Raw genomic sequence first — 11,894 nt, 5'->3', positions numbered from 1 at the left:
GGCCTGGCGGCGGCCGGGGTGCCGCTGGTCGCGGACACGGTGCCGCGCTGGGCGCACGGCCTGGGCGACGGGCTGATCGATCTGCTGACGGAGCGTCCCGACCTCTCGGACGAGCTGGCGCGCGAGGTGCACAGCGTCCGGCTGCGCCGCGAGGCGCTGCGCACCCACGGCGTGGCCGCCCGCTGGGAACAGCTCGGCGCCCCCGCCCCCGCTCCCCCGCTGACCTCGGTCCTGCTCGCCACCCGCCGGGCCGGCATGGCCGGCTTCGCCCTCGGCCAGGTCGCCCGCCAGCGCGGCGCGCGGCTGGAGGTCGTCCTGGCCCTGCACGGCGTGTCGCGGGACCATCCCGAGGTGACGGCCGCCGTCGCGGCCTTCGACGGCCCGCTGACCGTGTACGAGGCCGACGGGCAGCAGATCTTCGGCGAGGTCCTGAACAACGCCGCCGCGAGGGCGTCGGGCTCGTTCCTGCTCAAGATGGACGATGACGACTGGTACGGCCCCGACTTCCTGTCCGACCTGCTGCTGGCCCACTCCTACTCGGGCGCGCAGGTGGTGGGCACCGTGCCCGAGTTCGTGTACCTGGCGTCGATCGGCGTCACGGTCCACCGCAGCCAGATCACCGAGCAGATCACCAGCTTCGTCGCGGGCGGCACGATCCTGGTGGAGCGATCGGCGTTCCAGGCGGTGGGCGGGTTCAGGCCGCTGCGGCGGTCGGTGGACACCCAGTTCCAGGAGGCCCTCCAGGCGGCGGGTGGCCAGATCTACCGCACGCACGGGCTCGGCTACATCCTGCGCCGCGGCCCGGCGGCCGACCACACCTGGCGGGAGCCGATCGGCACGTTCCTGCGCCGCAACAGGCGCCAGTGGCGCGGCTTCCGCCCGAACGCCCTCATGGAGCTGAACGGGGGCCGCGCACCGTGACCACCGGCCACCGCCCCACGCCCCGCGGCGTGACGGGACCGCCCGTCCCGCAACCCCAGGTGGCGAGAGCCCGCGCGCATCGAGTCCGGCATCAGGACTTCGGCGGGCTGAGCCCGCCACCGCTCGGCGGCTGGACGCCCACGCTGACCGTGACGGTCGTCATCCCCGCCCACGGCCGCCAGGAGACCCTCGACCTCACCCTCGCGGCGCTCGCGGCGCAGACGTACCCGGCCGGCCTGACGGACGTCGTCGTGGTGGACGACGGCAGCGCGGTCCCCCTGCGCCTGCCGGAGATCACCCCCGCCCGGACCCGGCTGATGAGCGGCCCGCCCGGCGGCTGGGGACGCGCCCACGCTCTGCAGGCGGGCATCGAGGCAGCCACCGGCGAGGTCGTCTTCGTGCTGGACGCCGACATGGTGCCGCATCGCGGGCACGTCGAGGCGCAGCTCCGCTGGCACCATCTCGCCCCGTACCTGGTGACGCTTGGCTGGATCGACTTCACCTCCGGGGATCGCCTGCCGTCGCCTGCCCGGGTGCGCGCGGCCGTACGGGACGGGGAGGAGGGAAGCCTCTTCCCGCTCTCCCCGCTCCGCCACGACTGGGCGGAGAAGATCATTGACGATCACGACGGCCTGCGCGCCGCGCCGAGCTCGCTGGCCGGCCGGGTCCACGTCGGCGCCACCGCCGCCTACCCGGCCGCGCTGCTCCGGTCGATCGGCGGGCTGGACACGTCGCTGGTGCTGGCGGAGGACACCGAACTGGGCTACCGGCTCACCCAGGCGGGCGCCGTCTTCGTGCCCGACCCCGACTCGCGGGCCTGGCACGTCGGCCTCCCGACGGCCATGCGCGACGTGGCCGGGTTGAAACGGTTCAACGACCCGTACGTCGCCGACCGGGTGCCCTACCGCCGCTACCTGCGCGCGGACGCGGGCCGGCAGTGGCGGGTGCCGTACGTGGACGCCCGCGTGCCCGCCGGCTCCTACGAGGACGTCCGGGCCACGGTCGACGCGCTTCTGGCCGGAGGCGTTCCGGACATCAGGGTCACCGTCACGGGGCCGTGGGCGTCGCTCGACGCCGGCCGCCGCTCTCCCCTCCGGGACCCGGACCTTGACCTGCGCCTGGTCCACGCCACGTTCGCGCACGATCCGCGCGTCCGGCTGACCGACGCCGCCCCCTGGGAGCCCGCGGGCGACCCCGGCCGGCCCCCTGCCGGCACCCCGGTCGTGGCTCCCTTCCGCCTGCTGGTGCCGCCGGGCTGGGTCGTGGCGCGCGACACCGTGGAGCGCCTGGTCGGGCGGCTGGAGGAGCACGACGGCGGCGTCCTGTGCCTGGCCCTGGAGGAGACCCCGGAGGAGACAGTGGAGGAGACAGTGGAGGGGACGGCGGCGGGCGTCGTGGTGGCCCGCCTGGAACGCACCTCCGCCCTGTCGCGGGCCGCCCTGGTGGCGGAGCCGGGCGAGCACCCGGACGACGTCCTGGACGAGCTCTTCGGCCTCGAATGGCTGGACGGCGCGGAGTGGGGTTTCACCCGCAGGCCGCCCGTCTACCCGCCGCGCAGGCGCCCGCCCGGAGAGGCCGAGCGGCTGGCCGCGCGGCACCAGAGGGAGATCACCCTGCTGCGCAAGCGCACCGCCGCCCTGCGTGCCGAGGTCGCGCAGCTCCGCAGGCAGGCGGGCAGGAGCGAGCGGGCAGCCGCCCGGTGGCGGGAGAAGGCCGAGACCTGGCGCAGGGAGGCGGTGCGCCTGGCCCGCGCGCGGGAGCGCACGATCCTCAGACGAGCCGTGCGCCGGGTCCGCGGCCTCGCCTTCCCGGACCCCTGACCGCGCTTCCGGTGCTACTCGTCGCCCTCCACGCGCATCACGCTGGCCACCGCGCGGACGATGTCGAGCTCGCGCAGCCCCTCCATCGTGGCCGTGAGCGCCGCGTCCGTGGCCCGGTGGCTGACGATGACAAGCTGGGCGTCGTCCCCGTGCCCCTCCTGGCGCACGGTCTGGATCGACACGTCGTGCTTGGCGAACAGGTCGGCCACCCTCGCCAGCACGCCCGGCTTGTCGGCCACGTCCAGCGCCACGTGGCACCGGGTGACCGTGTCGCCCATCGGGTGCACCGGCAGCGAGGCGTAGGTGGACTCCTCGGGCCCGCGGGTCCGGGCAAGCCGGTTGCGGGCCACCGCCACCAGGTCGCCGAGCACCGCCGAGGCCGTCGGCGCGCCGCCCGCCCCCTTGCCGTAGAACATCAGCTGCCCGGCCGACTCCGCCTCCACGAAGACCGCGTTGTACGCCTCGCGGACCCCGGCCAGCGGATGGGTGCGCGGGATCATCGCCGGGTGCACCCGCACCCCGATGGAGCGGCCGTCGTCGGAGCGGGCGCAGATGGCCAGCAGCTTGATGACGTAGCCCATCGCCTTGGCCGACGCCACGTCGGTGGCGGTGATCTCGGTGATGCCCTCGCGGTGCACCTCGGCGGCGGTCACCCGGCTGTGGAAGGCCAGCCCGGCCAGGATGGCGGCCTTGGCGGCGGCGTCGAACCCCTCGACGTCTGCCGTGGGGTCGGCCTCGGCGTAGCCCAGCGACTGGGCCTCCTCCAGGGCGTCGGTGAACGACGCGCCCGTGGAGTCCATCTTGTCGAGGATGTAGTTGGTGGTGCCGTTGACGATGCCGAGCACCCGCTGGACGTGGTCGCCCGCCAGCGACTCGCGCAGCGGCCGAAGCAGCGGGATCGCGCCGGCGACGCTGGCCTCGAAATAGAGGTCGCCGTCGCCCGCCCGGGCGGTCTCGTGCAGGGTGGCGCCGTCCTCGGCGAGCAGCGCCTTGTTGGCGGTGACGACCGACTTGCCGCGCGAAAGGGCGGCGACGATCAGCGAACGGGCGGGCTCGATGCCGCCGATGACCTCGATGACGATGTCGACGTCGTCGCGGGTGACCAGGGCCTCGGCGTCGGTGGTGAACAGCGCCGGGTCCACGCTGACGTCGCGCTTGCGGCCGAGGCGGCGCACCGCGACCCCGGCGATCTCCAGCGGCGCGCCGATGCGGGCCGCCAGGTCGTCGTGCTGCTCGTGGACGAGGCGGATCACCTGCGAGCCGACGACGCCGCAGCCCAGCAGAGCCACCTTCAGCGGTTTCACAGCTGCCCCCTCAACAGGTCGTCCTCGGTCTCGCCCCGCACGATCACGCGGGCCTGCCCGTCGCGGACGGCGACCACGGCGGGCCTGGGCAGGTAGTTGTAGTTGCTCGCCAGCGAGCGGCAGTAGGCGCCGGTGGCGCCGACGGCGAGCAGGTCGCCGGGCGCGAGGTCGGCGGGCAGGAAGCAGTCGCGCACGATGATGTCGCCGCTCTCGCAGTGCTTGCCGACGACGCGGCTGAGCATCGGCTCGGCCTGGCTGTCGCGGCTGGCCAGCACGGTCGTGTATTCGGCGCCGTAGAGCGCGGTGCGTACGTTGTCGCTCATGCCGCCGTCGACGCTGACGTAGGTGCGCAGCCCCTCGACGTCCTTGACGGTGCCCACCTCGTAGAGGGTGACGCCGCCGGGGCCGACGATGGTGCGGCCGGGCTCCACGGTCAGCCTGGGCACGGGCAGCCCGGCGTCGGCGCAGACCTTGGTGACGATCTCGCTCAGGCCGTCGGCGATGCGCTTGATGTCGGGGGCCTCGTCGTCGTCGACGTACGCGATGCCGTAGCCGCCGCCGAGGTCGAGCTCGGGCAGCACCACGCCGTGCTGGTCCTTGATCTGCACGAGCAGCGTGGCCAGGCGGCGCGCGGCCACCTCGAACCCGGCCGTGTCGACGATCTGGGAGCCGATGTGGGAGTGGAGGCCGACGAGCTCCAGCGACGGCATCTCGAGGATCCGGTGTGCGGCCTCGGCGGCGGCGCCCGAGCCGAGCGACAGGCCGAACTTCTGGTCGTCGTGCGCCGTGGCGATGAACTCGTGCGTGTGCGCCTCGACGCCGGTCGTGACCCGGATCATCACCTTGGGCCGCTTGCCGTGCTTGTCGGCGAGGAACCCGAGCCGGGCGATCTCCTCGAAGGAGTCGACCACGATGTGCCCGACCCCCGCCTCCAGCGCCCGGGTCAGCTCCGCGACGGACTTGTTGTTGCCGTGCATGGTGACGCGCTCGGGCGGGAAGCCGACGCTGAGCGCCACGGCCAGCTCGCCGCCGCTGGCCACGTCGAGGCCGAGGCCCTCCTCGGCCAGCCAGCGGACGACCTCCTTGCACAGGAACGCCTTGCCGGCGTAGTGGACGTCGGACCCGGCGAACGCCGTGGCGTAGTCGCGCATGCGCGAGCGCACGTCGTGCTCGTCGAGCACGAACAGCGGCGTGCCGTGGTCGCGGGCGAGGTCGCGGACGTCGACGCCGCCGATCGTGAGCGCGCCATCGGCCCGGCCGGACGTTCGGGGCCAGATCGCGGGGTTGATCCGGTTGAGGTCGGCGGGCGGCAGCGGGGGCCGCTCGTGGGGCAGCATCTCGGCATGCCGGTCCCCTGCGGGATGGGCGAATCGACTCACCCGAACGAGGCTATCTGACGCGTCGTTCCTCTGGACCCGCTGCTCACGTATCGAGACACGATCACGCGCATTGCAGGGATATTTTAACGCTTGTTAACCTCTTTGCCGGATATTTTGTGATCGCTCAGATCCGTTCGGGGCCGGCGAGCACGTCGTGCACGGCCCGCGCCAGCCGCACGCGCGCCACGTGGACGGGCGACGGTCCCTGGTCTCCCACGGGTACGGCCGGCGCCAGCTCGTGGGCGTCGTGGTAGGCCGTCGCCAACCGCACCTGGAACGCCTCCCAGCCCGGAGCTGCCCGGCCCGGCGGCGCCAGCCGCCCCGGCAGCTCGGCCAGCACCCGGAGCACGGCCCGGTGGCAGGGGTCGTCGAGCAGTTCGGGCCGGAATCCCGTCGCGGGGACTCCCAGGTCGCGCGCCCACCGCCATACGGCCGCCGCCCGCGCGTGCGCGTAGCGGACCACGAACCCCGGGTTGTCCCACGTACGCGGGAAGTCGGGCCAGGGATCCGGCAGGCGCAGCGGCTCGATCTCCTCCACCAGCTCTCCGGGCGTCTCGACGACGACCCGCAGGAACCCGTTGGGCCGCGCCTCCACGGCCGAGACCCCGCTCACCGGCCGCAGCCGCTCCACCATCTCCTCAGCGGGCACGCCGCGGCGCAGCGCCGCCGCCGAGACGTAGACCGCCTCCCGCTCCCACGTGCCCTCCGGCGCCGGCGGCTCCCCCAGCACCTCGGCGAGCCGCCCAGGCCTCATGCCCCGACCCTACGCCGACCCGACCCGCACCCCGCCCGCCTGGTCAGATGAGCGCGTGCGGCTCGGCGGAGCCGTACTCGACCAGGTGGGCGGCCCCCAGCAGCCACCTGTCCTCGTCGCGCACGCGCACGTAGCCGAACCTGTCGGCCGAGAACACCTTCACCCCGTCGGCGCGGCACCGCCGCATGAGCACGTCGTCCCACCCCTCGGTGAGGTCGGCGAAGCCGATCTGCCGCAGCGCGTTGCGGCGGGCCAGCAGCGTCGCCCCGGCGATCTCCGGGAGGTAGGTGTATTCGGCGTCCGGCTGCTTGAGCAGCGTGGCCTGCGGCTTGCGCAGGTGGGCGTAGTAGGCCGCCTTGCCCACGATGTCGGCCGTGCTGAACAGGAAGGCCCTGCTCAGGTCGGCGAGGTAGTGCGTGCCGTAGACGTCTCGCGGGTCCATGACGGCCACCAGGTCGGCCTCGCACAGGTCGAGCCCCCGGTTGAGCGTCTCACCGGTGGACAGCGAGGAGTCGAGGTCGCGGAAGACCACCTCGACGTCAGGCACGACGTCGCGGGCGCGGAGCTCGGCGTCGGGGGTGCCGAACAGGACCAGCTGCGACACCGGCGCGGACTGCCGCGCGATCTGGGCCAGCGCGTGCTCCAGCAGCGAGCGGTCGGGCACGGTGAGCAGCACCGACACGTCGAGCGTGGCGCGGGCTCCGGGCAGGCCGATGGTCTCCAGCAGCTCGTCGATCCGCTCGGTCATGGTGCCGCTGTTGTAGGCGCGGCGCAGGGCGACGTGCGCGCGGCGCGAGTCGGGCTCGTCGCCGATGGAGGTGCCGCACGCCGCGAGCTCGGCCAGCCGCCACGGCGGGGTGCCCGCCGGGCACCGCACGGCCCCGGGCCAGCGGTAGGAGGTGAGCACGTCGGGGTAGGTGAGGTGGCCGGGCAGCAGCTGGTCGAGCGTGAGCACGCGGTCGATCCGGCCGCCCGACAGCGGGATCGGGTTGTGCACGCGCGGCTGGACGCCGAAGGACAGGCGCGGCCAGCCGGTGGCCGGGTCGGTGCTGAAGCGGTGCTCGAACAGCGCGGACGCGGCGGCGTAGCCGGCCGCGTCGCCCTGCGTGTGCCAGAACACCGTGCGGATGCCGCGATCGGCGCACCAGGCGAGCAGCGCCCTGAGGCCCTCGCCGGGCTCGCCGGTGATCTCCTCCGCCCACGGCCCCCGCGTGACGGACTCGACGACCAGCAGGTGGGGCACCTCCAGCGGCAGCACCCTGGCGAAGTCGCGCGGCGTGAACCCGGTCGTCTGCCGCCACTCGTAGCGCAGCAGCGCCTCGACGTGGGGGTCGGCGATCACCGCGGCAGTCAGGTGCGGGCGCGTGTTGGGCCCGGTGGGCACCCGGTACGGCTTGAGCTTGAAGGAGGCGCCCTCCAGGGTCCGGGTGGAGGTGGTGGCCTGGAAGGCGGCGCCCGGCCGCTCGTCCCTTGCCTGCTGGGCCTGCTTGGCCGCCACGGGCCTGCGCTTGGGCGCGGAGGGCCGCTTGACCGGCTTGGCCGCGCCCTTGAGGCCCTTGGCCAGGAGCAGCGGATTGCTCTTGCCGCTCTTGATGGCGTCGCCGAGGCGGCTCCAGCGGGCCACCTTGATGGAGGAGAGCTTCCAGTTGGCCACCTCGGCCTGGTAGCGCTGCTCGGCCAGCTCCTTGCGCAGCTTCTCGGCGGCGGCGCGCTCGTCCTCCAGCCGCTCCTCGGCGTCGGCCAGCCGCTCGGCGAGCACCTTGGCCTCGTCGGCGCTCCGCTCGGCCTCGGCGAGCCTCTCCTGCGCGTCGTCCAGCAGCCTGGCAAGCTCGGCCGCATGCTCGGCCTGGGCGATCGCATCACGCAGCGCGCGCCTCGTGCTCTCCAGCTCAGTGCTCACCGGCACCTCCGATTCCTAGCCCGGCAAAGGATACTCTTCACCGGGAAGCGTCTCGAAGGGATGAGATCCGGTGCAGTTCAATGTGCGGCCATACGTCTGCGGCGCTCTCGGCCGGATCGACACCGTCCTCCTGGGCAAGCTGACCGCGGCGGGCCCGCGGGTCAGGCCCGCGCTCCAGACCGATGGGGCCGCGCTGTTCAGCTCGGCGCCGCTGCCGCCCTACCACCGCGCCGGGGGGTCGTTCGCGTTCTCCTGGGGCGAGCGCAAGCCGCCCGGCCTCGACGCCTGGATGGCGGTCGCGGAGACGTACGAGACGCCGGGCCTGGTCGGCGACGGCGAGCGCGTCACCCTGCACGCGGGGGCCCTCGGGCTCGTCGACGTCTACTACGCGCGGCTGGGCGAGGCGGTCTACTTCTCGTCGCTGATCCAGCCGCTGCTGGGGCTCGTGCCCGCCGAGATCGACTGGGCGGCCTGGGCGTCGATCATCCAGGTGACCTTCCCGCTGGGCGACGCCACCCCCTACACGGCCGTCAAGCGGCTGCCGGGCTCCAGCGCCCTGGTGTTCGAGCAGGGCAGGCTGAAGACCGAGCGCAGGCTGCCGCGCTGGCTGCGCACCGAGCCGTACGAGACGTGGACCAGCCCGGCCGAGCTGCTGGAGATCCTGCGCGAGGTCTACAAGGACTACGAGGGGCGAAGGCTGCTGGTGCCGGTCAGCGGCGGCTACGACTCGCGGCTGCTGTGCTCGGTCGCCGTGGCCGGCGGCGCCGACGTGGAGTCGTGGACCACCAGCCCCGACGACGGCACCGACACCGACATCGCGTTCGCCCGGGCCATCACGCGGGAGCTGGGCGTCCACCACCGCGTGATCACCCAGGACCCGGCCGACTATCCGGGCGACGCGCAGGAGGTGGCGCGCAGGCTCGAATACCTGACGCCCCACCACGCCTGGTACGCGCCGTTCGCCAAGGAGGTGCACCGGGCCGGCCGGGTGCTGGTCGACGGTCTCGCGGGCGGGCCGCTGCTGAAGAACTTCATGGTGAGCGGCGCGGCGCTGGAGGCCACCTCGCAGGCCGAGCGGTCGGCCGCGGTGCTGAGCTCCCTCAGCCTGGGCGCTCCGTCGCAGCCGTTCCTGTCACCCCGGGCGCTGGCGTGGACCGAGCAGGCCGTCAGGGAGCAGTTCGGCGCCGCCACCTCGATGCTCCACGGGCACCGGGCCGAGCTGCCGCTGTCGGTGCTGCACACGCGCACCGTGCGGGGCATCGCCCGCTCGGCGGTCAACCTCGTCGGCCCCGAGGCGTCGTTCGCGGCGCCGTTCATCCATCCCGCCTTCTTCGACGCGGCGCTGTCTGTCGGCGTGGCCCGCAAGGACAAGGGCCGCTTCTACCGCGAGCTGCTCCACGCCGCCGACCCGCGCGTCGCCGCGCTGCCGTCCACGAACGTGGTCAAGCAGCCGCTGCGGAGGGTCCCGCTGCGCTCCACGGCCGCTCCCGCGCGCGTGTACGCGCACCAGACGCTCCGCGTCGTGGCCGAGCGGGTGCCGGGGCTTCTGTCGGAGGAGCTGCACGAGGTGCTGCGGGACGGCCCCGACGCCCTCACCCGGTTCAACGGCTGGAACGACCGCTTCTGGGTGCGCGGGCTGGTCCTCTTCGGGCTCTGGCTGAGCGACTTCGAGAACGACCTGCCGGACGTGTCGCTGCCGTTCTAAAATGAACTACGGGTAACGGGACGATTACGCAGCGATCTCCGGGGTACGACAAGATGCACAGCACAAGCGGGTTCCGGAAAGCCAACGGGCTGGTAGTGTTCGGGCCGTAAGCGCCGCATCGAGCGGGAACCACCGGATCACAAATCCGGTCCCGTCAAGGGCATGGGGATCGCAGGGATGACGACCCCAGGCGGCGCGGTCACCAGATGACAACGCCGGGGAACCGGTGACTCCGTCCTGCCCACATCTCCTTCTGTGAGCGACCTATGATCAACGCATCCCCATCGCCGGAGCCGATCTCCGAAGACTTCGTCTCCGAGGATCCCTCGTGGTACAAGCGGGCGGTGTTCTACGAGATTCTCGTACGGGGGTTCAAGGACTCCAACGGCGACGGCACCGGAGACCTCCGGGGCCTGGTCGAGAGGCTCGACTATCTGGAGTGGCTGGGCGTCGACTGCCTGTGGCTGCTGCCCTTGTACGAGTCGCCGCTGCGTGACGGCGGCTACGACATCTCCGACTACATGAAGATCCTTCCCGACTTCGGGGACCTCGGTGACTTCGTGCAGTTGGTGGAGGCGGCCCACGAGCGCGGCCTGCGCATCATCACCGACCTGGTGATGAACCACACGAGCGACAAGCATCCCTGGTTCCAGGCCTCCCGGCACGATCCCGAGGGGCCCTACGGCGACTTCTACGTGTGGTCCGACGAGCCGACCGGCTATCCCGACGCGCCGATCATCTTCGTCGGCGCCGAGGAGTCCAACTGGACCTACGACCCGGTGCGCAAGCAGTACTACTGGCACCGCTTCTTCCACCACCAGCCGGACCTCAACTACGACAATCCGGCCGTGCAGGAGGCCATGATCGAGGTGCTGAGGTTCTGGCTGGACCTCGGCATCGACGGGTTCCGGCTGGACGCGGTGCCCTACCTGTTCGAGCGGGAGGGCACCAGTTGCAGCGGGCTGCCCGAGACGCACGCCTACCTGAAGAAGATCCGCGCCGAGGTCGACCGCCTCTACCCCGACCGGGTGCTGCTGGCCGAGGCCAACGGCTGGCCCGAGGACGTCGTCGAGTACTTCGGCGACCCCACCACGGGCGGCGACGAGTGCCACATGGCCTTCCACTTCCCGCTGATGCCGCGCATCTACATGGCGGTCAGGAAGGAGACCCGCGAGCCGATCTCCGAGATCATGTCCCGCACCCCCAAGCTGCCCGACAAGTGCCAGTGGGGCATCTTCCTGCGCAACCACGACGAGCTGACGCTCGAGACGGTGACGGAGGAGGAGCGCGACTACATGCACGCCGAGTACGCCAAGGACCCGCGGATGCGGGCCTACCTGGGCATCCGGCGCCGCCTCGCGCCGCTGCTCGACAACGACCGCGACCGGATCGAGCTGTTCACCGCCCTCCTGCTGAGCCTGCCGGGCTCGCCGGTCATGTACTACGGCGACGAGATCGGCATGGGCGACAACATCTGGCTGGAGGACCGCGACGCGGTGCGCACGCCGATGCAGTGGAGCCCCGACCGCAACGCGGGGTTCTCGGCGGCCGACCCGGGGCGGCTCTACCTGCCGGCCGTCATGGACCCCATCTACGGCTACCAGTCGGTCAACGTCGAGGCGCAGCAGAAGCACGGGGGCTCGCTGCTCCACTTCACCCGCCGCATGCTGGAGATCCGCCGCAACCACCCGGTGTTCGGCACGGGCGCCTACACGGAGATGTGGTCGTCCAACACGTGCGTCCTGACCTTCATCCGGGAGGACCGCGACGACGTGATGCTGTGCGTGAACAACCTGTCGAAGTTCCCGCAGCCCGTGGAGCTCGACCTGCGCCGCTTCGCCGGGATGACGCCGGTCGAGGCGCGCGGCGGGGTGCGTTTCCCGGAGATCGGCGAGACCCCCTACCTGCTGACGCTGCCGGGCCACGGGTTCTACTGGTTCGCGCTCAAGCCCTGACCGATCGAGTCCGGGCGGTGCCGGCCCCACCGGCGGGCACCGCCCCTTGGTTCAGCGTGAGGTGACCGGCACCTGGGCGCGGGCCGCCCGGCGGGCGGGGATGAGCGCGACGGCGAGCGCCGCCCCGACGGCGGCGAGCACGGCGAGCGCCAGAGT

The 11,894-nt window shown here is 72.7% G+C and carries 8 protein-coding genes; 4 read left to right on the top strand and 4 right to left on the bottom strand.

Annotated elements, in window-relative coordinates; genetic code table 11:
- Both DQW85_RS35440 and DQW85_RS35435 read left to right on the top strand, forming a co-directional pair.
- Nucleotides 1–921 (top strand): glycosyltransferase family 2 protein (locus DQW85_RS35440; protein ID WP_162795640.1); only part of this gene is annotated, 921 nt, incomplete at its 5' end.
- 29 nt (nt 922–950) lie between these two features.
- Nucleotides 951–2,741, top strand: coding sequence for a glycosyltransferase family 2 protein (locus tag DQW85_RS35435; RefSeq protein ID WP_162795639.1), 1,791 nt, complete (start codon nt 951–953; stop codon nt 2,739–2,741).
- Nucleotides 2,742–2,755: 14 nt separating this feature from the next.
- Here the strand turns inward: DQW85_RS35435 and DQW85_RS35430 are convergent, their stop codons facing one another.
- From DQW85_RS35430 to DQW85_RS35415, 4 genes are all read right to left on the bottom strand, one after another.
- Nucleotides 2,756–4,045: a homoserine dehydrogenase gene (locus DQW85_RS35430; RefSeq protein ID WP_240197646.1), complete on the bottom strand. Its 1,290-nt coding sequence runs from the start codon at nt 4,043–4,045 to the stop codon at nt 2,756–2,758.
- Nucleotides 4,042–5,424: a diaminopimelate decarboxylase gene (gene lysA / locus DQW85_RS35425; protein WP_113704115.1), complete on the bottom strand. Its 1,383-nt coding sequence runs from the start codon at nt 5,422–5,424 to the stop codon at nt 4,042–4,044. Before lysA ends, DQW85_RS35430 begins: the two co-directional genes overlap by 4 nt.
- 124 nt (nt 5,425–5,548) lie before the next feature.
- On the bottom strand, nt 5,549–6,178 hold the full coding sequence (locus DQW85_RS35420; RefSeq protein WP_113704114.1) for an anticodon-binding protein: 630 nt from the start codon (nt 6,176–6,178) through the stop codon (nt 5,549–5,551).
- 43 nt (nt 6,179–6,221) lie between these two features.
- Complete coding sequence (locus DQW85_RS35415) at nt 6,222–8,078, bottom strand: glycosyltransferase family A protein (RefSeq protein WP_240197645.1); 1,857 nt, start codon at nt 8,076–8,078, stop codon at nt 6,222–6,224.
- Between the two features lie 70 nt (nt 8,079–8,148).
- Between DQW85_RS35415 and DQW85_RS35410 the strand changes: the two genes are divergently transcribed.
- The gene (locus tag DQW85_RS35410; protein ID WP_113704113.1) at nt 8,149–9,783 is read left to right on the top strand and encodes an asparagine synthetase B family protein; all 1,635 of its coding nucleotides are present in this window, start codon (nt 8,149–8,151) and stop codon (nt 9,781–9,783) included.
- 266 nt (nt 9,784–10,049) lie between these two features.
- Nucleotides 10,050–11,738 carry a maltose alpha-D-glucosyltransferase gene (gene treS, locus DQW85_RS35405; protein ID WP_113704112.1) on the top strand — a complete coding sequence of 563 codons (1,689 nt, stop codon included), beginning with the start codon at nt 10,050–10,052 and terminating at the stop codon, nt 11,736–11,738.
- Nucleotides 11,739–11,894 lie beyond the last annotated feature (156 nt).

This window comes from Nonomuraea lactucae (assembly GCF_003313395.1).
In the GTDB taxonomy this organism is placed as follows: domain Bacteria; phylum Actinomycetota; class Actinomycetes; order Streptosporangiales; family Streptosporangiaceae; genus Nonomuraea; species Nonomuraea lactucae.
This window is presented reverse-complemented; position numbering and strand designations above follow the sequence as displayed.

What these genes read in the sequence shown, in the direction of transcription:
- DQW85_RS35420 (WP_113704114.1), bottom strand. Translation starts at nt 6,178, where the DNA reads ATGAGGCCTGGGCGGCTCGCCGAGGTGCTGGGGGAGCCGCCGGCGCCG.
- treS (WP_113704112.1), top strand. Translation starts at nt 10,050, where the DNA reads ATGATCAACGCATCCCCATCGCCGGAGCCGATCTCCGAAGACTTCGTC.